Genomic DNA, 23,118 nt, shown 5'->3' with positions numbered 1-23,118 from the left:
AGGCGGGCGCCGTTCATCTCCCTCCCCGACTCTGCTAGTCGTTGCAGGGAGCTTCGGGGAGACGGTTACGCCTACCGCCTGTATCAACGCCATCGCGACCGCCGTTCCCAGCCACGACGTGCACCGCGCCTTCATCCAATGGGCGGAGCATCAGCTCGTGGACATGCGGGAGCGTGCGCTCTTCCGGCGCATGGCGGAGCGATCCGGCATCGGCCATCGCTGGTCGGTGCTGCCCTATGCCGAGAACGGCGGCTCCCCCGTCGATCCCGGCGGCTTCTACGAAAGTGCCTCGCCAGGCACGGCGGCGCGCATGCGCGTCTACGCCGAGGAGGCGCCGCGGCTGGCGCTGCGGGCGATCGCCGGACTTGGGCCGCTCGGCCGAATCACCCACCTCGTGGTTGCGAGCTGCACCGGCTTCGTCGCGCCGGGCATCGACCAGATCATCGCCGCGGAGCTCGGGCTGCCAGGCGACATCGAACGGACCCTGGTCGGCTTCATGGGCTGCTATGCGGCGGTGGCCGCACTGCGCGTGGCCTATCATATCGCACGGTCGGAGCCGGGTGCCCGGATCCTGGTGGTGAACGTCGAATTGTCCAGCCTGCACCTCCAATATGAGGCGCGCCTGGAGCCGCTGCTCGCCATGCTGCAGTTCGGCGATGGCGCCGCAGCGATGATCGTCAGCGGCGAAGGCCCCGGCTTCGCGCTGGAGCGGCCATTTGCCGCCACCTTGCCCGATTCCGCCCAGCTGATCCGGTGGGACGTCGGCGACACCGGCTTCGCCATGCACCTGTCCGGCGAAGTGCCGGGCCGGATCGCCGAAGCGCTCCGGGACGATGCGCTGCGGGCCGCCTTGCTGTCGGGGTCAGCGGCGGGAGACATCGATTCCTGGGCCGTCCATGCGGGCGGGCGCTCCGTCCTCGACGCGGTGGAACACGGGCTGTCGCTCGATCCCGACGCGCTTGCCGACTCGCGCGCGGTGCTGGCTGCGTTCGGCAACATGTCGTCGGCGACCTTGCCCTTCGTCCTCTCCCGGCTGCTGCGCGAACCCGACCGCACGCACGGTGTTGCGCTGGCGTTCGGCCCGGGTCTGGCCGCGGAAGGTTTCCACTTCCGCCGGCTGCGATGAGAAGCCTCGCCCGGCGGGCCATCGCCGAAGAGCAGATGGACGATCCGGGCCTTCCCGAGGCCGTCTACGACGCGGTGCTCTCCGATCTGGGCCGCATCAACCGCTGGACCCTCGCAGCGCGACCGACGCTCGGCTTCCTGCGGCGCGTGACGCGCGGCCGCGACCAGTTCAGCCTGCTCGACGTCGGTTTCGGGGACGGCGGCATGCTGCGCCTGATTGCGCGCTGGGCAAAACGGGCGGGCAAGTCCGCGGAGCTCGTCGGTGTCGATCTCAACCCGAAGAGCGCTGCGGTGGCGGCGGCGGCCACGTCGTCCACCGACGCGATTGCGTGGCGGACCGGCGACTATCGCGATCAGGGCGGCTTCGACATCGTGATCTCGAGCCTGGTCGCCCACCACATGGACGATGCCGAGCTGCGGCGGTTCCTGCGCTGGATGGAAGCGAATACGATGGCGGGCTGGCTGGTCAACGATCTCCACCGCCATCGCCTGGCTTATGCCGGTTACCCGCTGCTGGCCCGTCTGCTCGGCGTGCACCGCATCGTTCGCGAAGACGGCCAGCTTTCTATTGCCCGCGCCTATCGTCCCGCGGAGTGGCGGAGCATAATCGATGAGATCGGACTGGCCGAGGCGCAGGTCGTCCGCCGTTTCCCGTTCCGGCTGTGCGTCGAACGGCTGCGCTGATCGTCGGCGGCGGGCCCGCCGGCGCGGCCGCGGCGATCCGGCTCGCCCGCGGCGGCGTGCGCCCGCTGCTCGTCGAACGCAGCGCCGGGCCGCGCGACATGGTCTGCGGCGGCTTCCTCGGCTGGGATGCTCTTGCCAATCTGCGCAAGCTCGACATCGATCCGGGAGCGCTCGGAGCCCGGCCGATCGACCGCGTTCGGTTCGTTTCGCCCGAAGGTTCGGTGGAGACTGCGCTCCCCCATCCTGCCGCCGGCTTGTCGCGCCGGACGCTGGACGAAGCCTTGCTCGACAGGGCGCGCGCGGCCGGCGCGGAGATTCTGCGCGGCCGCGCCGTCCGGGCCGCCAGTAGCAGGCGGGTTCGCCTCGACGATGACGAGGAGATCGAGGCTGAGGCATTGCTGCTGGCGACGGGCAAGCACGAGCTGCGCGGGCACGAGCGTGATGCGTCGATCGCCGGCGCCGCGATCGGACTGCGCTGTGCGATCGGCCTATCCGATGCCGCTGCGCGGGCGATCGACGGAACGATCGAGCTGCACCTGTTCGACGGCGGCTATGCCGGCCTGCTGATCCAGGACGACGGCCGATGCAATTTCTGTCTGTCGGCTTCGCGCGCGCGGCTAAAGGCGGCGGGCGGACCCCAGGCGCTGCTGGAGCGGCTGACCGGGGAAAGCAGCGTGCTGGCGGAACGGCTGGCCGGCGGGGATGCCGGCGACTGGAGCGCCGTCGCCGGCGTCCCCTATGGCTGGCGCGCGCGGCGCACGGTTCCCGGCGTATACCGGATCGGCGATCAGGCCGCGGTCATCGCCTCGCTGGCGGGCGACGGTATCGCGGTGGCGCTTGCCAGCGGCCTCGGCGGTGCGGAGGCGTTGCTCGAGGAAACGGCCGCGGCCGACTGGCAGCGCAGCTTCCATCGTCGCAGCCGGCGGCCGATCATGGTCGCCGAGATGCTGCGCCGCGCCGCGGAAGCTCCGCGGCGGCGGGCGCCGTTAATGCAGCTGCTGAGCCAGTTTCCGAGCCTCGCCCGTATCGGTGCCCGCCTGACCCGGATCGGCAGCTGAGGCCGTTTCGGATGGCGCCTTGCGGAACAGGCCGGGCACGAAGCGGGTGAGCAGCAACAGCAGGGTGGGGATCAACAACGTGTTCCACACGTCCTTGACGCTTTCCGCCCATTGCATGTCGCGCTGCGGCCAGATCTCGTAATGGTAGTCGTAATATTCGTTGGCGAGGATCACCGCAGCGGTGACCAGCCAGGGCCAGGGGCTGGACAGCCGCCGACGCAGCACCAGCGCGACGAACACCTGGCACAATATCCCGGCGTGGACATGGAGCGCGTCCATGTCGAGACCGCTCGTGGTCTCGAGCCACTGCTTCACCGCGTGCCAATCCATGTCGGTTCAATATTGCTTTCTGTAGCGGGCGTTGAGGCTGGAAGTGCCCGTTGAACCGGCCTGGAACAAGACCGAAAGCGCACGCGAGAGCGCGACTTCGATCTGCGTGGCGGTGAACCCACGCGCATCGGTGATCAGCTCGAGATAGATGTCGTTGGAAATGTAGAAGCCGGCCGCAACCGCGGTGCCGCGTCCGGTCGTCTCGTCGGCGCCGAGCACACGAAGGCGATCGAGGCCGGATCCGGAACGCAGCTTGCCGAGCGGGTTGAGCCCGCCGCCACCGCCGCGGAGCGCGTTCAGCGACGATGCCAGCTGCACCGCCTGCAGGGCGGAAATCTCGCTGATCGAGCCGCCGAACAGGATGCGCGACAGCAATTCGTCCTGCGGCAGCGCCGGCTGCGAGGTGAAAGCGATCTGCGGATTGGTCGAGCTGCCGGTGACGTTGATGTTGACCGTCACGTCGTCGACATCCGCCGAGGCGACGATGTTGAGCCGCGGATTGATCGGACGCCCGCCCGGGAAATCGATCCGGCCTTCGGTCAGATCGAAACGGCGGCCGGAGAAGCTGAAGGTGCCGCGCAGGACCTCCGCTTCGCCGACGATCGAGGGCGTCGCCGATGTGCCCTGGACCCGCAGATCCGCCTTCCACTCGGATTCGAGCCCCATGCCCGAGATGAACAACTGGTTGTCCGCACGGACCCGCAGATCGAGCTTCCAGATGCTGGGCGTGCCGCTCTCTTCCTCGACCTGCTCGCCCGGTGTCGGCAGGGGATCGCCCTTGCGGCGCACGCCCTGCAGTTCGACGACCTGCGCCGCGCCCTGACGGACGAACTGGTAGCGCAGGTTCGGGATGTTGAGATCGCCGGCGATCAAGGCGCCGTTCGCCTTGCTGTTGGTGACCGCAATCGTGCCGCTGACGGTCGCGCCGATATTGTCGCTGCGGGCGAGACGCGCGTTGGCGAGCGTTGCCCTGATGTCCATCGGGAAACCGGCATCGGCTGCGAAGCCCACCCGGCCCTGGCCCTCGATCGTTCCCTCGCCCGCCCGGCCGGACAGACGATCGATTTCGAGGGTGGAGCTGGTGAAGCGTCCCTGGAGGGCGAGGTTGGTGATGCGGGTGCCGTAGGTCTCGTCCGTGAAGATGAGGTTGTTGGCCCGGATCACGCCGGTCAGCTGAGGCGCCTGGACCCGGCCGCTGAAATCGGCGGCGATGCCGATCGGCCCGGAAAGCTGCTGGCTGCTCATCCCGGTGAACGACCAGAGAACGTCCGCGGGACCATTGTAGCGGATGCCGCCGGCGAGCGGCGCGGCGAGAAGCCGATCCATCCAGCCGCCGGCGGCGGACGAGACCGGTTGCAGACGCGCCTGGGCGCGCCCGATGACGTTGCCGCCGCGCCGGATCACGGCGGCGAGGCTGCCGCCCTCGGGCCGCAGGGCGCCCGCAACCGCGAGATCGACCGGTGGGGACCGGGTGGCGATGCCGGTGCGGGTGAAACCGGCGACGTTGAGCCGGGCGTCGGCGCGCGGGAAGGCGGTGCCGGCCGGCTGCGCGAAATCGAGGCTTCCGGTCACGCGGCCGCCGACGCCGAGGCCCGGCGAGAAGGCGTTGAGGATCGACAGATCGAAATCGTTGAGCCGCGATTGCACCGACGTCCCGCCGCTGCCGCCGAACCGGCCGGCGAGCAGGACATTGCCTTGCGGAAGAACGATCTGGGCGGGCGCGAGCTGCCAGCCGCCGCCGGCCGCCGGCCGCACCTCGGCCGGTCGCGCCAGCCGGAACGGAATGTTGTTCGCCTGCCCCTGAAGGGCGACGCGGTAGAGATCGGGGGCGAGCGCCGCGTTGGCAGCAATCCGGAACGGCACGCCGCTGGAGCCTTCCGCGAACAGCTGGGCTGTGCCGCGACCGCCGCGATAGTCGGCACGGGCACGGCCGCGGACCAGATTGAAATTGTTGCTGCGAACGCCGGCAAATTGGGCATCGCCGACGATGTGGGGCGCATCCGGATAGAGGATCGCGGTCGCCTGGACGATCGCGCGCTGGATCAGGATCGGCGTCTCACCGGGAATACGGGCGTTGTTCGCCAGGGCGTTGACGTCCGCGCGCTGAAAGCGTCCCTCGGCGGCGAGACGGATGGTCCCGCTCATCCCCTCGCCGCTCATCGCCAGATTGCCCACGAACGGCCCCGCCGGCGATTGCGTGACCCGGCCGGTGAAGGTCATGCCGGCGAAGACGACCCGGTGGACGTCGACGCTGAGCGCGCGTCCCGCGACCACCGTCACGTCGGCCGAGAAGGGCCCATATTGCGATTCACCCGTGGCGTTGATGCGGTAGCCGCTGCCGGTCGAGCGGATGTTGGCGGTCACGTCGCGCAATCCCACGCCGAAGCCCGGGCTGGCCGCGCGCAGCTGAACTTGCGGCCGATCGACGGTGCCGCCGACCACGACCGCAAGCGGCCCGTATTCGCGCGAGACACCGGCAACGCGGAAATCGATGCGTCCGTCGGGGCGCCAGCTGCCGCTGCCGGAGGTGACGCGAAGTCCGGGCGAGTTCACCCGAATGTCGTTCAGCAGGACGGCGCCGGCTGGGTTCATCGTCACCCGCGCGGACGCGGTGGCGTTGCCGCCGAGGAAATCCCGGGCCGACGCATTGTCGATCCGCTCGGTCTTGATGGCGACGCGGCCGGCCAGGCCGAAGCCGCCCGGACCGCTGGTGACGTTCATGTTGGTCGTGATGTCGAGAAGGCCGACGCCGTCGAGCTGATAATTGTCGAGCGTGCCCTGAATGCCGGCCCGGTACTGGCCGCGCGCGACATCGCCGGCCAGCACGATGGTGGCATTGAGGCGGTCGGAACGGACCCGAAGATCGTCCGAGACGATGCGAGTGCCGCTGACGAACACGGTGCCGTCGGCGGCGACGTTGGTGAGCAGCCCGCCGACCGACGGATCGAGACCGGTGACCCGTTTCGCCCGCGCCGACACGGGTATGCGGATGCGGTCGGCGTCGACCTTGGCACGGCCGCGCGCGGTGAAGCCTTCGAGAATGGTGCCGTTGAAGCCGACCGCATCGGCCTTGACGTCATAGGCCACGAACGGCGTTGCGAAGGCGCCGTTGAGCACCGCCGAGGCCTGCAGATTGCGGGCGGCGAGATTGGGCGCGATCGCGCCCGGCTGCAGCAGGCGGCCGGCGAGCTTCAAATCCTGGAAGCGGTTCTGGCCGAGATCGACCAGGCCCTCGGCGGCGAGGGCGACGGCCGACGAGTTCAGGCGGAGCCGGAGATCGGCACGGCGCTCGGCAAGGGTGGTGACGAGCCCGAGTTGAACGGACGAGAAGAGACGCCGCGCCGGGCCTTCGGGCAGAAGCGTGCCGGGCTGGATCGGACCGTTGAAGGAGAAGGTGCCGTCGCGACCGCCGATGGCGATGTTGGCGAACGGTTTGCCCGCCACATTCGCACGGGCGCGGCCCTGCCAATTGGCCCAGGTGCCGGAGCCGGTGACCAGAGCGGCGATCGGCTGCTTGAAGCCGGTCAGGTTGGCGACGAACCCGTTGCCGGGCGCTTCGACGCGCAGGCCGATGCCGAGCCGGTTGGCGGCGGGCACCGCATCGACGCGCAGGACGAGCTTGTCGCCGCCGGGTAGATTGGGGGCCGCGAGCGCGCCGGCATCGAGCGCGACCTGGGCGCGCCCGTCGGCGATCTTGGCGCGGCCGCTGAGCCCGAGCAGGTGGCGGTAACCGGTGACGCCCGGATCCACCATGATTCGCCCGACGGCAAAGCGGCCGACGTCGATGTCGATGTCGGGAAGCAGCGGCGCGTTCGGATCGGCACCAGGCCGCAATTCCGGGAGCCGATAGAGATGGGCGTCGGGTATGGTAAGGGCGCGGATATCGATGTGATTGCGGAAATAGGCGAGCGGCCGCCACTCCATCTCGGCCTCGCGGGCGGAGAAGAACAGACCCTTCGGGTCCTTGAGCTTGATGTCGTGGACCTTGAGCGTGCCGAACAGGGAGCCTTCGATCCTGCCGACGTCGATATCGAGGCCGGACGCCATTTCCAGATTGTTGATCTGGCGGACGACGTAGCGGTGGCCGAGCTCCGAATTGAGCCAGACGAAGAATCCGCCGAACAGGACGAGCAGCCCGAGCAGGCCGATCCCGGTCCACTTCGCCGCGGTGCGGGCGCGGTGACGCGGGCGGGGCTGCGGCGCGGCGGCGGCCTGATCGGGGGCGCTGTCGATGGAGTCCTCGCCGGCCATCAGAAGGCCTGCCCGATGGACACGTAGACGGCGAGCTTAGATTCGCCTTCCCGGCGCCCGATCGGCATGGCGATGTCGGCGCGGATCGGACCGAAATTGGTGTAGAAGCGGCCGCCTATGCCGACGCCGAAGCGCAGATCGGACAGGGTCGGGAACTGACTGTCATAAACCTGGCCGGCGTCGATGAACGGCACAATGCCGAAATTGCCGAACCGGTAGCGGGCCTCAAGCGCGAACTCGACGACCGACCGGCCGCCCCTCGGCACCAGGATCGTGGCGGGCTCCTTGTCGGGATCTTCCGGATCGAAGTCCGGATTGGCAAGGACGTCCTTTGGCCCGAGTTCCTGGAAGCCGAATCCGCGCACGGACCCGCCGCCGCCGGCATAGATGCGCCGCGACGGCGCCAATTCGTCCAGGTCTGCGCCGAAGATCGATCCGATCCGTGTCCGCGCCGCAATGGTGATGTTGTCCGACGCCGGGAAATAGACGCTGCCGTCGACGAAATTGCGGATGTAGGGCTGAGTCGGATCGCGTAGTGACGTTTCCGGATTGATCCGGCCGAGCAGGCGGAACCCCTTGGTCGGATCGAGCAGACTGTTCGAGGCGTCATAGCCGAGCTGCCCGCTCACGCCGGCGAGCAAGAAGGCGTCACCGATCGAGAGATCCGGCTCACCGATCCGGCTTTCGTTGGTAGCGATGATCTCAGCGCCGTACGCCCAGGTCCATTTCTTCTGCCAGATCGGAGTCGATTCGCGCGAGATCAGACCGCTCAACCGCGTCGTGTAGCCGCGGAAGGCCGCGTAATCGCGGCGGCCCGCTTCCGCCTGCAGCAGGACGGTGCGATCCCGCTGGCCGGCATTGGCGCGGCGGAACTGGAAACGAACGGTCTGCTCCTGCGTACCGGCGATCACGGAGGCGCGGATCGCGCCTTCGGGCCGGAAGAAGTTGCGATGCTCCCACGTCGCCTCGGCACGGAAGCCCTCACCCGTGGCATAGCCCGCGCTGCCCGAGATCGATCGGGCAGGGCCTGCGTCCTGACGCACCAGGATATTCACATATTCATTGCCGTCGGGCGCCGCCTCGTTGGTCCGCACCGGCTCCGCCGAGACGGTGGTGAAGAGGCCGGTGGCGATCATCGCTTCCCGAAGGTCGTCGACCTTGCGCTGATCGTAGAGCTCGCCGCGCTTGAAGCGCGCAAGCACGCCGACATGGTCGGCATCGAAGGCGAGGTCGCCCTCGGTGGTGAAGCCGGCAAAGCTCGAGCGCGGGCCGGGCTGAACCGGCAAGGTGTAGTCACCAAGCCGCGTATCGGGATCGAGCAGAATGTCGCGTAGCCCGATCTCGGGGAAGGGATAGCCTTGCTGGGGGAGGCGCAGGCGGACATTGGCCTCGGCAGCTTCGACGTCGATCGCGACGATCGGCGCGCCGCTCTTCAGCGGCAGCGCCTCCCGAGCGAGACCCGGCGGCCGCGTGTCCGGCCCATCGATACGGATCGCACCGAAATTGTAGCGCTGGCCGGGGACGGCGGTGAGCACCACCCGCAAGCGGCCAGGCTCGACCAGCTGTTCGACCGTCGCGGTTGCGGTCGCGTCGTAATAACCCTGCGAGCGCAGCAGCCGCACGGCGAGCAGTTCGTCCTCGTCGGCGCGCTGCTGAACCTGAGAGCCGTTGGTCGCTTCGCCGTCGGAATCCTCGAGCGCAGACAAATCGCGGAACTCGTCCTCGAGCCCGATCTCGTCGAGGCCCTCGACGTCCAGCGTGTAGCGGACCGGCTCGATCGGGCCGGGCGCGTCGTCCGGCGTCTCGGCACCGGGGGCCGGCGTCGCCACGTCGAAGGACCCGATCGGGGTCAGCGGCTCCGTCAGAGCGGGATCGTTCGCAGGGGGTGCCCCGGGGACAGGCGCGGTGGGCGCAGCGGTGACCGGTGCGTCCGTCACGTCGAACGATTCGAGCGGTTCCAACGGCGCTCCGAGGGCAGGATCGAGCGACGGCAGCGCTTCCTGGAACTGGCTGTCGGGAACGATCGGCGCCGAACTTGCCGGGGGCAGCACCGGCGCAGGGGCAGCCGGCGCGGACAGCGGCCGGGACTGTGCAGACACTGCCGGCGCCTGTGCCGTCGGCGACTGCGCGCCGGCCGCCGAGGCGAAGGCGATCGCCCCGCCGGCAGCCGTCGATAGAAATAGTCCCGCCTTCTTCAACCAGCATCGCTCCCGAAACGATTATGGTTTGGCCGAAAAGTGCTGTGATTGGAAGACCTTGGCGATGCACGCCCGACGAAAAGATTTCCGGCGAACGCCGGAACAAAGCGGCTCGTCAACCTTTGTACCCGGTTACTTCAAGCGCAACCATACGAAGCAGGCTTCGAGGTCATTCGTCCTCGAAGATTGCCCCCTGATCGGGCGCGATTTCCACGATGCGGTTGACCAGGATCCTGCCACCCTCGTTGCGAACCGTCACCTCCTGCGTCGCCGGCGCCGCCCTGGCGTTGCACACGGCTTCGAACGCCAGAGCCTGCACGAGCCGATCCTGCCCGCTCTTGCCGAGCGACAGCCACGCCGTCTCCTCGATGGTCGCGCTGCCGGCACCGTCCGATTCCATCACCGCCGTCTTGACCAGCCGGGCGACCGAGGCCTTGACCTTGACGCAGAGATCGGCGGGCAGCGAACCGAGCAGCGGTGCGGCCGGCTGCTCCTGCGGCTGATCGCATCCGGCAAGCGGCGCCAGCATGATTCCAAAGCCGACTGCAACGGACCAGCGTCCCATGATTGTCTCCCTTCCGCTCTTCCCCGCTCCCATGTTGCAGCCCGCCGCGCGACGCAAGCATCGCACGTTGCCGGACCGCCGCGTTTGAGTCAGGGGAGGACGATGACCACCCCTCCCACAAACCTTCTCGACGAGCTTCAGTCCCTGCTGGGGCCGCGCGGCTTCACCGCGGCGGCGAGCGATCTGGCGCCCTGGCTGACCGACTGGCGCGGACGCTATCGCGGCAAGACGGCGGCATTGCTGTCGCCCGCGACGACGGACGAGGTACAGGCGGTCGTCACTCGGTGTGCCGCGGCCGGTGTGCCGCTGGTGCCGCAAGGCGGCAACACGTCGATGGTCGGCGGGGCGACACCGCCGTCCGACGGCGCAGCCTTGCTGCTGTCGCTGCGCAGGATGAACGCGATCAGGTCCATTTCCGTCACCGACAATGTGCTGACGGCGGACGCCGGGGTCATCCTTGCCCAGGTCCATGATGCCGCCGCGGCGGCCGGGCGGCGCTTCCCGCTCTCGCTCGCGTCCAAGGGTTCGGCGACGGTCGGCGGGCTCGTTTCGACCAACGCGGGCGGTACGCAGGTGCTGCGCTTCGGCCCGATGCGCTCGCTCGTCCTCGGAATCGAGGCGGTGATGCCGGATGGATCGGTTTACGAGGGGCTTTCCGCGCTTCGGAAGGACAATAGAGGCTATGATCTGCGCGAGCTGCTGATCGGCGCCGAGGGAACCCTGGGAATCGTCACCGCCGCAAGCCTGCGCCTTGCCGCCGCGCCGGGATCGCGCGCCGTGGCCTGGGCCGGGCTGCCCGACCCGCAGACCGCGCTTCGGCTGTTGCGGGATCTCGAGCGGCAGATCGGCGAGGCGGTGGAAAGCTTCGAACTGGTCCCCGCCAACGCACTTGGCCTGGTTCTTCGCCACATCGACGGATCTCGCGCGCCCCTCTCTGAAGCCCATGCCTGGAACGTGCTCATCGAAGCGGTGGCGCCACAGGGCGCCACCGACGCCGGCGAGGCGCTCGGTAACGCTCTGGGCCTGGCGCTGGAGCAGGGTCTCGCGGCGGATGCCGTCGTTGCCACGTCCGAACGCCAGGCGGAGGCATTGTGGCGGTTGCGCGAAAGCGTCTCGGAAGCCGAACGAATAGAAGGTCAGGCGCTCAAGCACGACATATCGGTGCCGGTATCGGCGATGCCCGAGTTCATCGAGACGGCACGCGCAGCGGTGGAGCGACGCTATCCGGGTGCCCGGGTGATCGCATTCGGCCATCTCGGCGACGGCAACGTCCACTTCAACGTCCAGGCGCCAGTGGAGAGCGAAGCCGCGACCTGGCTCTTCGAGACCGGCCCAAGCGTCTCCGCGTTCGTCTACGATCTGGTCACGGCGGCAGGCGGGTCGATCTCCGCCGAGCATGGCATCGGCCAGATGAAAGCAGCAGAATATTGGCGCACCGCTTCGCCGACGCGGCTCAGGGTTCAGCGGGCGATCAAGGGCGCACTCGATCCGCGCAATCTCATGAACCCGGGCAAGCTGCTTCCCGATCCCGATTGATCCGGGCAATGCGCACGAGTCCGCACGTGCGCACCACCGCCGGGTTTGACATCGGACGCAAGACTCGTCACGGCGACGGAGCGCTCAATGTGCTGCGGTCTTTCCCGCCGCAGCGTCGGGCCCTGCCCCCTTCAGCGCTTTTCGGCAGGACGAGACGGACGCGTGGGGGCGCGCGGCTGGTCATCGGCTGGGGCTGTGGAGTAGAAGTGCCGTCATGGGATTCTTTCAAAGGCTGAAGTCCAATCTCGGGACGCGTTCGGGCCCGCGCGGCAAGGATGGTGCGCGCGCCTATGCGATCGGGGATATTCACGGCCGCCTCGATCTGCTCGAGCTTCTGATCGCGAAGATCGAGGCCGATATCGCAGGACGGCCGCCAGCCCGCAATTTCATCGTCTTCCTCGGCGATTATGTGGACCGCGGGCCTGACTCTGCGGGTGTCATCGAGCGGCTTCGCACCTGGCAGCCGGACAATGCCCGAGTCATCTTCCTGGGTGGCAATCACGAAGAGGTGATGCTCCGGGTTCTGCGCGGCGACGAGGACGTTCTGCAAAGCTGGTTGAAGTTCGGTGGCGCCGAATGCGCCGAGAGCTACGGCCTCGATTCCGACTCCCTGCGCAAGCTTCATCCGGCCGCAGCGATCGACCTGCTGGTTGCCAAGGTGCCGCGGGCGCATCGCAAGTTCCTCGAGGAACTGGCGGACACGTTCAGATTCGGCGACTATCTCTTCGTCCATGCCGGGATCCGCCCGGGCCTGGGCCTGGAAGAGCAGGATCGCCATGACCTTCGATGGATACGCGAGCCGTTCCTCACCGACATCAAGGAACATGGCTTCGTGGTCGTCCATGGCCATACCATCGTGAGCCAGGTGGAAGAGCGCCCCAATCGGATTGCGATCGATACCGGCGCTTATCATAGCGGCGTGCTGACGGCACTCGCGATCGAGGGTGGCGAGCGCTGGTACGTCGCGACGAACCGCGACGAGCTCGAAGGCAGCGGCCCGGCGGGACCTTCCAGCGCGTTCGCCTGACGATGCTTATCGTGTGTCTATCTGTTTGCCGGGGAACGGATTCTCCGTGCGGCGCCGGTCGGGATGGGGTAAAGCGGGTTGACCGCGGAGCCGTGATCGTTAATTTTGGGGATCGAAATTTTGCAGAATTCAGGACCGTCCGTGTCGATCTTTGACGACGCCCCGCTGGCGGGCACACCCCGTTGCAACGCTAGTGCCGCCGGGGCATTGCGCCGGCTGGTCTTGGCTTCCGTTCTTGCCACGTGCCTGGCCGGCTGCGCCGGAACCCGTGGCGGCAATCTTCCGTATCATCCGAGTGAAGAAGCGTTCGGGGAACCCGATTCTCAGGCCCTTGCGGCGCTCGAGTCGAACTATCGTATCTCTCCGCTCGACAAGCTGAAGATCAACGTTTTCCAAGTCGCCGACCTCTCGGGTGACTATGAGGTCGATCTGACCGGCAACATCGCAATGCCCTTGGTCGGCAATGTTCGGGCGGTGGATCTCACGACGGATCAGCTCGACGCTAAATTGACTCAGGTGTTGGGCGAAAAATACCTGCAGTCGCCCGATGTGAGCGTCGGCGTCGTGTCGTCGAGCACGCGGGTAGTGACGGTGGATGGAGCCGTTCGCGATCCCGGCATGTACCCGGTGAATGGTCGCATCACGCTGATTCAGGTCATCGCGCGGGCGAAGGGCACAGCCGACGACGCCAATCCAAGGCGGGTGGCCATCTTTCGACAGATTGACGGTCAGCGTATGGCAGCGGCATTCGATCTCACCGACATCAGGCGCGGCAAAGTCGAGGATCCTCGCGTGTACAGCGGCGACATCGTCGTCGTCGACGGATCCAGCGTCCGTGCCGCGCAGCGCGAACTCCTCACCGCGCTGCCCGTAGTCGGCTTTTTCAACTCCTTCGCATTCTAGCACGACGCGCTTCCGTCAAGCGCTCGCCGACATATCTTCATTTGAAAGGCCGCTCCGCGTCTTATGAGCAAGAACGACATCGAGCCCGCAGGCGCCCAGCCGATCTGGCCGCTCGGCCCTCAAGTCGCGGGCAATCTCGCGCTTCCCGATAATTGGGGTCAGCAAAGCTACAAAGCGCCGAGTGCAACGGACATCAATATCGCCACTCTTTGGCGGATCCTTTCCGAATGGCGCTGGCTCATACTCGGCGCAACAGCTGTTGGCTTGGCCACGGCCGTCGTGCTCACGTTCTTGATGACGCCAATGTACAGCGCCAGCGCCACGCTCGAGATCAATCCCCCGACGGTTGAGATCTTGGACGAACGCAAGACCGGTACCCGAGCATCCAACGACCGTGACTATCTGACGACTCAATATGGTCTCCTTTCCAGCCGAAACCTTGCCGAACGCGTCGTTCAGAACATGAACCTAGCGGGCAACCCTGATTTCGTGCCCGCTGGAGCGGATCGCAGCACCCGCACCAAGATCGCCACCGGAACCCTCCAGGCGCATTTTCGAGTCGAGCCGATTCCACAGAGCCGCCTCGTTCGCATTGGTTATACGTCGCCGTCGCCAGCATTGGCCGCGCAAATCACCAACAGCTATGCCGAAAACTTCATCAATTCGAGCCTTGAGCGGCGCTACGAAGCCTCTTCCTACGCGCGGCAGTTCCTGGAGCGGCAGATTGCCAAGGTGAAAGCCGAGTTGGAGACGAGCGAGCGCAAGCTCGTCGCTTATGCCCAGGCGCAGCAACTGATTTCCACGGGCGGCGACAAGGATGGTGGAGGCGACACCAACTCGCTGGAGGGCGCAACGTTGGTTACCCTCAATCAAGCGCTTGCGGACGCTCAGAGCAAGCGGATCGCCGCGGAGCAACGCTATCGTCAGGCTGCGAGCTTGAACGCCGGAGACGTGGTGAGCAGCACCGCACCTCTGCGAGGTGCAAGAGCGGGTCTGCAAGCCGAGTACCAAGAGAAGCTGCAGAGCTTCAAACCCGATTACCCGGATATGGTCAGGCTGCGTGCCCGCATCCAGGCTCTTGATGAACAGATTGCTCGTGAAGGGGGCACGGTCGGTGGTGGCAAGACCAGCACCCTGCTCGCCGAATACCGAGCGGCGGTCGCAGCTGAGCGTAGCCTGCAGGGCCGCGTCAATCAGCTGAGGAGCGCTGTGCTGACCGATCGCGGCGATCGCATCCAGTATAACATTCTGCAGCGCGAGGCAGATACCAACCGCTCCTTGTACGATGCGCTGCTCCAGCGGTACAAAGAAATTGGCGTTGCCGGCGGCATCGGCACGAACACCGTGTCGATCGTCGACCGCGCCCAGCCCCCAGGCGGACCTTCGAGTCCGAACCTCATGCTGAACCTCGCCATCGGCCTTGCGCTCGGTGCGATTGCAGGTATCGCGGCAGCGCTCGCTCTCGAGTTCCTGAACGACACGATCAAGACGCCTGACGATATCCGGGAGAAGCTCCGCCTCCCCTCACTCGGCGTGGTCCCAAAGAAAAAGGGCAACGATCCGCTGTCCGAAGAGCTGAAGGATCAGACATCGCCTGTCTCCGAGGCTTATTCGTCGTTGCGGACCTCGTTACAATTCACCACCGACACGGGCGCACCGAAGACCCTGCTGATTACCAGCACCCGTGCCGCCGAAGGAAAGTCGAGCACGACGCTTGCGCTTGCTCAGGGGTTTGCCCGGCTCGGTAAGTCGGTCCTGCTGATCGACAGCGATCTTCGCAAGCCAGCGTTCGTGACCGGGGTCGAACCGAATGAAGGATTATCGAAGCTTCTCACCAATACGGAAACGCTCAACCAGCATGTGATGAAGACCCAATTCGAAGGGCTTACGCTTCTGCCTTGCGGTCCCTTGCCGCCGAACCCGGCGGAACTTCTGTCCTCTCCGCGCCTGAAGACGATCCTTGCTGAGGCAAGCGCCAATTACGACATGGTCATCGTGGACGGCCCTCCGGTGATGGGCCTCGCCGATGCGCCTCTGTTGGCTGCAAATTGCCGCGGGACCTTGCTGGTGATCGAAAGCGGCAAGACCCGCACCAAGGCTGCCATCGACGCGGTGAACCGCCTGAAGGCGTCCGGCGGCAGTATCGTCGGCGCCGTCCTGACCAAATTCCGCCACCAGGCGCATGGTTATGGCTACGGCTACGGCTACGAGCCCTATCGCTATGGTGGCGTCGGCAGCCGCGAGCGTGAGATCAAGCTGATTGCGCAGCGTGCCGAGTAGGAGAGGCCGGCGGCGGTGGAAGGTTGAGGGCCGGCAGTTCGCCTCCTTGGCCTTGCTGTTGCCCGTGATGGGGTTCCTCGGCTGGCAGGTCGTCAAGACCGCTGCCGTTGCGGAACTGGGCCCCCGCACGCCCGCGGCTGCCGCCGCGGTGGCACCAGGCAACCCGGAGGTAAGGTTGTCTTTGGCACTCCTCGAGCTCCGTCTGAACGGAGGTCGGGTCAGCCAGCCGACAACCGCGGCAGCGTTGCAGGCGCTTTCACGCTATCCGATCGCCGAGGAGCCCTTCCTGATTTCGGCCATAGGGGCGATCGCTAAAGGCGACACGACGCGCGGCGAGAACCTGCTTGTCGAAGCCCGGCGTCGCAATCCGCGCTCGCGGTTAACGCGCCTCCTTCTTCTCGATAGGTACATGCGGACGGGCCGAACGGCTCAGGCGACCCTCGAGATCAGTGCTTTGAACAGTCTAGTCCCGCGCACGGGCGAGGTCCTGGTTCCCGAGTTGGCGCGAATGGCGACGATACCGGAGCAGCAGCAGACGGTTCAAACCGTGCTTGCACGCGATCCGAAGCTTCTCGACGCGGTGCTCGCCCGACTCGCTGGCACCGGCGCCGATCCTGATCTGATCCTTCGCCTCGCAGGCCCATCGCGACGCGGCACGATGCAAGACGGCAGTTGGCAAGCGATCATGGTTCGCGAGCTGGTCAATCGCGGTGATCTCGCCCGGGCGTTTAGCCTTTGGCAGACCTTCACCGGCGTCTCCACGGACGCAAACATGAACGGTGTCTATGACGGCGCGTTCAGCGGCTTGGCCGGGGTCGCGCCGTTCAATTGGGCGCTCGGCGCCAGCGCGGATGGCGTTGCCGAACGGATTGCAGGGGGCGGGCTTGAAGTCACGTATTACGGCCGTGGCCGAACAGACTTGGCGAGGCAACTCGTCATGCTCAGATCGGGTCGCTATCGCTTGCAGTTCCGAGCGGACGGCGATGCCAGCGGTCAAGGCAGCAGCATCGTGTGGCAAGTGAGATGTCGCGAGAACAACGCCGCAATCCTCGATCTGCCGATCGCCAAAGTGACCTCGACGCCTAGGCCGTTCGCAGCGGACTTCGTTGTTCCCGCCGGCTGCGGCGGGCAATGGGTCGTCCTCGTCGGCATGCCTGCTGAATTCCCGACCGAGCAGACGGTAGTCATCAGAGACCTCCAGATCGCGAGGGCGGGCTGATGAAACATCTCCTTCGCGTGGCGATCGTTCCCGCCTATCTGGTTCTTTGTCTCGTCCTCGGCGGCGCCAGTGGCGGTGGCCATTGGGCGAACATGGTGCTGCAACTTCTCGCCCTTCCTCTTGTTGCAGCGGGCGTCCTGATCCGCCGCAACACGCCGATGGCATCGGCGGGGAAGCAGTTGATGTGGCTGGTCGCCTTTTCGGCGGCTCTCGTCATCCTTCACCTGATCCCATTGCCGCCGGCACTCTGGACGTCATTGGCCGGACGCGAGCCGATTGCCAGGGGCTTTCAGATGCTCGGACAGCCGCTTCCGTGGTTGCCCATCTCGCTGGCGCCAACGCGTACCATCGCGTCGGCCCTGTGGGCGCTTCCGGCAGTCGCGATCCTGTTCGGCATGTTCAGGCTGGGCGCATTCACGCCCAGGTGGCTGGCAGGGGCTCTGATCTCCGTGACTGCGGTCGGGGTTGGGCTCGGCGCCCTTCAGCTCAGTGGAGGAGAAACCTCCCGGCTTTATCTCTACCGCATCGCCAATCGAAACGCAGCAACGGGATTCTTCGCCAATACCAACAACATGGCCGAACTGATGGTTGTAGCCATTCCGTTCGTTGCCGCGCTTTATCTCGCCGCCGTTCGCAAGGGTAGCTCCGTTCAGAAACGGTCGGGGGTGCTCATCATATTGCTTGGCGCCTTGGCGGTGCTGGTCGTCGGAATCGCCGTGAACCGCTCACTCGCCGGCATCGGACTCGCCGTGCCGACCGTGGCTGCGACCGCCCTGATGATCTTCTTCCGCGGCAGGCGGGTTCCCGTGTGGGGTGGCGCGGCGATCGTTGCACTTCTCGGCGCATCGATCGCGCTCGTCCTGTCCACACCTTTCGGAAACAATCTCACCACCGACGCTGCTCGAACCTCGCAGAGTTCTCGCTACACGGCTTTCGGGACAACGATCGAAGCGACCAAGGACTATCTACCGCTCGGATCAGGAGTGGGAACCTTCCCGCAAATCTATCCGATGTATGAGGACCCGCAGCGGGTCGACCGTTGGTACATGAACCACGCCCACAACGATTATCTGGAGCTTGCCCTTGAGACAGGCATACCGGGGCTGATCCTCATCGCTCTGTTCCTGCTCTGGTGGCTTTGGCGCGTGGTACGCGTCTGGCGCGCAGATGAGCCTGACCAATTTGCGCGTGCCGCAAGCATCGGCGCGGCGGTCATTCTCGCGCACAGCTTCGTCGAGTTCCCGCTGAGAACGGCGGCTATCAGCGCGGTCTTCGCCGTCTGCTGCGCACTCATGGCCGAGGCAAGGTCCCGTGTGCGCAGCAAGAGTTCAGCCGCGGCGGAGCGCACTCAGGCTCGACACCTCAGCGCCGACTGAGAGCGGGACTCGGCCGATGAAAGGTCTTCCTGGCGCGGAATTGGGACTCAGAATCGCTCCGCGTTCATCTCGGCGCCTGCCAGCAAGGTGACCCCGTTGTCGCCGATGAGGACACTTAGCTCCGCATTGGCGCCGTTATAGGTAAAGTCGACTTCGATCGTGCGCGTGTCGCCGACGTTCGCGGGGATGTTCTGGAGAGCTCCGCCGCCGTTGCCCAGGTTAAGGCGTGAAAAAGTGCCGTCAGCATTCTGAATCTGAATGAACCCGAAAGCGTTGGTGGTGCCTCCGGCATCCACCGCCACGGCGAGACTGCCTGCTGTCGTGATCTTGCGGAGCAGGCCGCGGAGGCGGATCCGATAGCGTGCTACGGCGGCACTGTTTACCCGAAAATCGGCGATCGGACTGTTGTAGCCGATATAGTAACGCGCGCTCGGTACGGTGAAATCGCTCGGAACGATATAGCGAACATTTTGACCTGCGATTGGAGAAAAGACCAACGGCGTAATCAGCGTGTCGGTTGAAATGTAGCCACCGACGCCGCCCGAGGGGCTGATTGTCCCGTTCAGCACCTCCATCGACCCGCCCAAAAAGCGGATCTTCCCGAAGATCATAGTTACGATCGTGTTCGCGCTGGTTACCGCTTTGAGGCGCACATCACGGGCGATGATTTCTCCGTCGTTTATTGCGCTGAGGTTCTCGCCAGTCTTGCTCTCTATCCTGACACGAGTCATCTCGACCCTGCCGGTAGCGACTCGAGCCGGGATTCCGCCCTGCAACCCCGAGACGATGTTGCAGTCTTCCATAAAGATCCGACCGACCGTTCCGTTGATCTTGCTTATGAAGATGCTGTACTTGTCGTCGGTGCAATAAGCGTCACAGCGAACGTATCGGATGTTATCGACTTGCCCGCCGGCTTCGTCTCCGACCACGAGGAAGGGATGGCCTTTTCCGATGTGGCGCCCGTCCTTGTACGTGATGTTGCGCGACCCGGCGAGCGGGTGCCAGACCGCTTCGGTGGAGATGTCTCCATCGCCATCTCCCGAAACCATCCCGTCCCAAAGCACTCCGTCCACCCGAGTGCATTCGAAATGAACATTGGCATTGAACGAGGACACGTTGCGGAAGATGCCGTCCGTTCTGACGGCGGGCTGCGCTCCGGCATGGGCCCAGAATGCGTAGCCGCTTGTGTTATAGGCCGCGACATTCTCCACGACGAAGTTCCGCGTGCCGTCGGCCATCCAGATGCTGTTCGTCTTTCCTGGCGACTTGTTGCCGTCCACCGACAGGTTGCGAATGGTCGGTGCGATCGCGCCCGCGGTACTCCTGATCACCGTGCGCTGATCGAACGGCACGGAAGGCTGCAGTCCATTGCGCAGCTTGACGAGGGTAACATCCTTGCCCGCGCCTTGGAGCGTCTTCCCGCCGGGCACGAAGATCGCGCCATCGATGAGGATCGTGCCGGCGGGCAGGAGCAGGCTCGTCACCGCGGGACTGCTGAGCGCCGTGTTGATCCCAACCTCGTGGTTCACGCCGGAACCTACCGCCACCCCCCACCAAGACGCGTGGGCCACACCCGGTGTCGCCGGCCGTCTCACCCATGCACCCGCGGCACCACTTGGCGATGAGGCCGGAGAGACGTAAAAGCCCTGCTGAGGATCCCCGGAGACCTGCGACGTGAGGTTTCCTGCGGTAAAGACGAAAATGCCCTCCCGGCCGCTTTCGGCAAGATAGGCAGGCGATGCGGGATCCGCAGCGGCCAGCGACGCACGGTTCGGGACTGAGATGACATCTGCCATGCTGGTTCGCGCCTTTCCTGTGAGAGCGATTAAGTTGCTTCAGATACCCTTTGCTCCGTGGATGACTTTCGTCCGCGCGCACGGTGGGACTGCTCGTCGCGGTTCGTCAAAAAATCAGCTTAGGCTCAATCCCTGCTTACGGCCACCCGAAAGATTTCGAAGATGGCAAGGGCCTTAAGCTTCCTGGTTCACAACCTCGTGCCTCTGAACGCCAATCCGAACGAGGACTCGAGATGCGCGTGCGGTGGCGCAAATGCGTTCTGCGCTCAGGAGCGCGGATGGTTATCAAGTGCCGCTGCGATCGCCTCGACATAGCGCTCGGTCACGATCCGCTCGTCGAATTCAGCTCGCGCCTTTGCGCGACCTGCCGCGCCGAGCGCCTCTCGCTCGGCCTTCGAAAGCCGCAAGACCGTGAGCATAGCCTCGGCCAGAGATCCGGCGTCACGCGGCGCGCACAGGAACCCGTTCACCCCATGCTCCGTGATGTGACGACAGCCTGGCACATCGGTCGCGATGATCGGCTTTGCCATGGCAGAGGCTTCGAGCAGGCTCCTGGGCAGCCCCTCGCGATAGGAAGGCAGCACAACGCAATCCGCCGCGGCGATGAACGGACGCACGTCGTCGGAATGGCCGAGATAATCAACCACGCCTTCCTGCTGCCATCTTTCCACGTCGGCCCGTGACACGGCAGTGCGATTCTCCGCATCGAGGAAGCCAAGCAATTGAAAGCGGGCTTCGGGGGCTCGATCACGAACGGCTCGGGCAGCATCGACAAATTCCCCGACGCCCTTGTCCCAGAGCATGCGGGCAACGAGCAGAAAGGAGACCGTTCCGCGGCCGGCGACCACCGTTCGCGGCCGAAACCGCTCGAGATCGATGCCAGAGCCGGGCAGCAGACGTGCCTTCGCAGGCTCGACTATCTGCCGATCGAGGAAGAGGTCGCGATCCTCTCCGTTCTGAAAGAAAACGACTTCGGAGCGTCGGAACGCCAGCCTGTACAAGGTCGAAACCGTACGCATCAGCCAGCCACCCTGAATGAATGCGGTACCCAGACCAGAGACGTTGTTGATGACCTTGATGCCGAGCGCCTGGGCTGCCAGCGAGCCGTAGATGTTCGGCTTTGCGGTATAGCCAAGGAATACATCCGGCCTGAGCCGCCGGAGTGCGGCCAGATATCGTAGAAAGAGCAGTCCGTCTCGAGCCGGCGAGACCCCCTTCTTGTCCATCGGCAGTGGGTGATACTCGACCCCCAGCTGCACCAGCTGCTCGCTCCATTGATCGGGTGGGGCAAGCGCCAGCACGCGGTAGCCGGCGCCCTGCAGCGCTCGGATCAGACCCGCGCGGAAGTTCAGAATGTTCCACGATGCATTGATCGAGATGAGGATGGTTTTCTGGTTCATGTTCCGAGCGATGCTGGGGCGCCCTCGGCCGCGTATGCGGCTCTCTGGACGGATGGCAGAGGCAGGCTCTATAGCCTCGCTCGTGATCTGTCGCGCCTCGCTTTGATCTGTTGCGCCAAGGAAGGCTCTAGAGACTTGTACCCCTATTGGCTGCTGTTCGGCTTATGCGCGGTTGGCGCGATCCAATATTCCTCGCCGGCGGCCGCGAAGCAACGGTCCGGCGTGCTGCTGCTTTGGGCTGCGTTGGTCATCTGCCTGATGATCGGCCTGCGCTACCGCGTGGGCGGCGATTGGGAAAACTATATCGGGATATTCGAGGACATCTCCTACCTGGATTTCCAAAGCGCGCTTGCGTTTGGAGATCCGGGCTACACCGTCCTGAACTGGGCGGCTACGCAGCTCGGGTACGGGATTTGGTTCGTCAACCTCATCTGCGCGATCCTATTCACTTGGGGGCTGGTTGAGTTTTCGCGGGCGCAATACAATCCCTGGCTCTCGTTCGTGGTGGCGATCCCGTATCTGATCATCGTTGTCGCGATGGGATATACACGGCAGGCGGTCGCGATCGGTTTCATCATGGTCGCTCTTGCCGGGCTGGAAAAGCACTCGATATTCCGACTCGTCTTCTTCATCTGCCTGGCGGCGATCTTTCACAAGTCGGCGATCGTGGTGCTGCCGCTGATCGGCCTCGCTACGGCAAAGAACCGCTTCCTGATCATACCGCTGGTGCTCGCAGCGGCCATCATCTTCTACTATGTGTTCGTCAGCGCCTCGATCGACAAGATGGTGACCAACTACGTCGAGGAGGGGATGGAATCGCAAGGGGCGGCGATTCGCGTTGCTATGAATCTCCCCCCTGCGGCCCTGTTTCTCATTTTCCAGAAGCGCTTCGGCTTCAACGAGGTCCAGACCAAGGCATGGCGAAACTTCTCGCTGGCGTCAGTCGCGATGCTCGCCATGCTCGTCCTCACATCGGCTTCGACGGCGGTTGATCGCATCGCGCTCTATCTAATTCCGCTTCAAATTGCGGTTCTCGCACGGCTTCCGCACGCGTTCGGCAAGGAGACGCGCAATGGTCCTTTGGTGCTGGCGGTGATCGCCTACTCGGCAATCGTCCAGTTCGTTTGGCTGAACAAGGCCACGAACGCAGTCTACTGGGTGCCTTACCAAGTCTATCCGATAGGCGGAGAGGAAGAGGAGTAGGCCTGACCACGCGCGATCCGTCGACCTGCTGTCAGCCTGCATTCAGGGACGTGCCGAAAGGATGGTGCCATGAAGCTCAGTCGAAGAGCCGTGATCGGAAGTGGGGCCACGATGCTGGCGGGCACGGCCATGAGGCCCTTCACCGGCTTTGCTCAGCCCGCGGGCCG

The 23,118-nt window shown here is 65.3% G+C and carries 16 protein-coding genes; 10 read left to right on the top strand and 6 right to left on the bottom strand.

Annotated features, from left to right (window positions below; translation table 11 throughout):
* The first annotated feature begins 31 nt into the window (after positions 1 to 31).
* From ETR14_RS11565 to ETR14_RS11555, 3 genes are read left to right on the top strand one after another with little or no spacing between them, the layout of a single operon-like run.
* Positions 32 to 1,126 (top strand): type III polyketide synthase, encoded by a 1,095-nt coding sequence (locus tag ETR14_RS11565; RefSeq protein WP_129384739.1) that lies wholly within the window; start codon positions 32 to 34, stop codon positions 1,124 to 1,126.
* Positions 1,123 to 1,809: a methyltransferase domain-containing protein gene (locus tag ETR14_RS11560; RefSeq protein ID WP_129384738.1), complete on the top strand. Its 687-nt coding sequence runs from the start codon at positions 1,123 to 1,125 to the stop codon at positions 1,807 to 1,809. Before ETR14_RS11565 ends, ETR14_RS11560 begins: the two co-directional genes overlap by 4 nt.
* Complete coding sequence (locus tag ETR14_RS11555) at positions 1,788 to 2,867, top strand: NAD(P)/FAD-dependent oxidoreductase (RefSeq protein WP_129384737.1); 1,080 nt, start codon at positions 1,788 to 1,790, stop codon at positions 2,865 to 2,867. Before ETR14_RS11560 ends, ETR14_RS11555 begins: the two co-directional genes overlap by 22 nt.
* Here the strand turns inward: ETR14_RS11555 and ETR14_RS11550 are convergent.
* The 4 genes from ETR14_RS11550 to ETR14_RS11535 form a co-directional block, all read right to left on the bottom strand.
* The gene (locus ETR14_RS11550; protein WP_129384736.1) at positions 2,796 to 3,197 is read right to left on the bottom strand and encodes a hypothetical protein; all 402 of its coding nucleotides are present in this window, start codon (positions 3,195 to 3,197) and stop codon (positions 2,796 to 2,798) included. The genes ETR14_RS11555 and ETR14_RS11550 overlap by 72 nt on opposite strands.
* Before the next feature lie 6 nt (positions 3,198 to 3,203).
* A complete protein-coding gene (locus tag ETR14_RS11545) occupies positions 3,204 to 7,448 on the bottom strand; it encodes a translocation/assembly module TamB domain-containing protein (protein WP_129384735.1) in 4,245 nt (1,414 codons plus the stop codon).
* A complete protein-coding gene (locus tag ETR14_RS11540) occupies positions 7,448 to 9,646 on the bottom strand; it encodes a BamA/TamA family outer membrane protein (RefSeq protein ID WP_129384734.1) in 2,199 nt (732 codons plus the stop codon). The genes ETR14_RS11545 and ETR14_RS11540 overlap by 1 nt, the downstream gene beginning before the upstream one ends.
* A 169-nt stretch (positions 9,647 to 9,815) precedes the next feature.
* Entirely contained in the window at positions 9,816 to 10,211 is a 396-nt protein-coding gene (locus ETR14_RS11535) for a hypothetical protein (protein WP_129384733.1), read from the bottom strand.
* A gap of 102 nt (positions 10,212 to 10,313) precedes the next feature.
* Between ETR14_RS11535 and ETR14_RS11530 the strand changes: the two genes are divergently transcribed.
* From ETR14_RS11530 to ETR14_RS11505, 6 genes are all read left to right on the top strand, one after another.
* Positions 10,314 to 11,747 carry an FAD-binding oxidoreductase gene (locus ETR14_RS11530; protein ID WP_129384732.1) on the top strand — a complete coding sequence of 478 codons (1,434 nt, stop codon included), beginning with the start codon at positions 10,314 to 10,316 and terminating at the stop codon, positions 11,745 to 11,747.
* A 214-nt stretch (positions 11,748 to 11,961) separates the two neighbouring features.
* Positions 11,962 to 12,774 carry a metallophosphoesterase family protein gene (locus ETR14_RS11525; RefSeq protein ID WP_129384731.1) on the top strand — a complete coding sequence of 271 codons (813 nt, stop codon included), beginning with the start codon at positions 11,962 to 11,964 and terminating at the stop codon, positions 12,772 to 12,774.
* 141 nt (positions 12,775 to 12,915) lie between these two features.
* Positions 12,916 to 13,677, top strand: a complete 762-nt coding sequence (locus ETR14_RS11520; protein ID WP_129384730.1) for a polysaccharide biosynthesis/export family protein — start codon at positions 12,916 to 12,918, stop codon at positions 13,675 to 13,677.
* Positions 13,678 to 13,740: 63 nt separating this feature from the next.
* Positions 13,741 to 15,957, top strand: a complete 2,217-nt coding sequence (locus tag ETR14_RS11515; RefSeq protein ID WP_129384729.1) for a GumC family protein — start codon at positions 13,741 to 13,743, stop codon at positions 15,955 to 15,957.
* A gap of 46 nt (positions 15,958 to 16,003) precedes the next feature.
* Positions 16,004 to 17,176 (top strand): hypothetical protein, encoded by a 1,173-nt coding sequence (locus ETR14_RS11510; protein WP_129384728.1) that lies wholly within the window; start codon positions 16,004 to 16,006, stop codon positions 17,174 to 17,176.
* Positions 17,176 to 18,552, top strand: coding sequence for an O-antigen ligase (locus tag ETR14_RS11505; protein ID WP_129384727.1), 1,377 nt, complete (start codon positions 17,176 to 17,178; stop codon positions 18,550 to 18,552). The genes ETR14_RS11510 and ETR14_RS11505 overlap by 1 nt, the downstream gene beginning before the upstream one ends.
* Before the next feature lie 47 nt (positions 18,553 to 18,599).
* Here ETR14_RS11505 and ETR14_RS11500 read toward each other — a convergent pair whose 3' ends face one another.
* Together ETR14_RS11500 and ETR14_RS11495 are read right to left on the bottom strand one after the other, a co-directional pair.
* Positions 18,600 to 20,348, bottom strand: a complete 1,749-nt coding sequence (locus tag ETR14_RS11500; protein WP_129384726.1) for a hypothetical protein — start codon at positions 20,346 to 20,348, stop codon at positions 18,600 to 18,602.
* A 266-nt stretch (positions 20,349 to 20,614) separates the two neighbouring features.
* Positions 20,615 to 21,748 (bottom strand): glycosyltransferase family 4 protein, encoded by a 1,134-nt coding sequence (locus tag ETR14_RS11495; RefSeq protein WP_129384725.1) that lies wholly within the window; start codon positions 21,746 to 21,748, stop codon positions 20,615 to 20,617.
* Between the two features lie 135 nt (positions 21,749 to 21,883).
* On the opposite strand from ETR14_RS11495, the gene ETR14_RS11490 reads away from it, so the two are divergent.
* Complete coding sequence (locus ETR14_RS11490; protein WP_129384724.1) at positions 21,884 to 22,951, top strand: EpsG family protein; 1,068 nt, start codon at positions 21,884 to 21,886, stop codon at positions 22,949 to 22,951.
* The last annotated feature ends 167 nt before the right edge of the window (positions 22,952 to 23,118 follow it).

The organism is Sphingosinicella sp. BN140058 (assembly GCF_004135585.1).
Taxonomy (GTDB): Bacteria; Pseudomonadota; Alphaproteobacteria; order Sphingomonadales; family Sphingomonadaceae; genus Allosphingosinicella.
Note: the sequence above shows the minus strand (reverse complement) of the source record. Positions and strands in the feature narration are given on the sequence as shown.

Coding starts and splice junctions, on each gene's coding strand:
- ETR14_RS11560 (WP_129384738.1), top strand. CDS start 1,123: ATGAGAAGCCTCGCCCGGCGGGCCATCGCCGAAGAGCAGATGGACGAT.
- ETR14_RS11550 (WP_129384736.1), bottom strand. CDS start 3,197: ATGGATTGGCACGCGGTGAAGCAGTGGCTCGAGACCACGAGCGGTCTC.
- ETR14_RS11545 (WP_129384735.1), bottom strand. CDS start 7,448: ATGGCCGGCGAGGACTCCATCGACAGCGCCCCCGATCAGGCCGCCGCC.
- ETR14_RS11535 (WP_129384733.1), bottom strand. CDS start 10,211: ATGGGACGCTGGTCCGTTGCAGTCGGCTTTGGAATCATGCTGGCGCCG.
- ETR14_RS11530 (WP_129384732.1), top strand. CDS start 10,314: ATGACCACCCCTCCCACAAACCTTCTCGACGAGCTTCAGTCCCTGCTG.
- ETR14_RS11525 (WP_129384731.1), top strand. CDS start 11,962: ATGGGATTCTTTCAAAGGCTGAAGTCCAATCTCGGGACGCGTTCGGGC.
- ETR14_RS11515 (WP_129384729.1), top strand. CDS start 13,741: ATGAGCAAGAACGACATCGAGCCCGCAGGCGCCCAGCCGATCTGGCCG.
- ETR14_RS11505 (WP_129384727.1), top strand. CDS start 17,176: ATGAAACATCTCCTTCGCGTGGCGATCGTTCCCGCCTATCTGGTTCTT.
- ETR14_RS11500 (WP_129384726.1), bottom strand. CDS start 20,348: ATGGCAGATGTCATCTCAGTCCCGAACCGTGCGTCGCTGGCCGCTGCG.
- ETR14_RS11495 (WP_129384725.1), bottom strand. CDS start 21,748: ATGAACCAGAAAACCATCCTCATCTCGATCAATGCATCGTGGAACATT.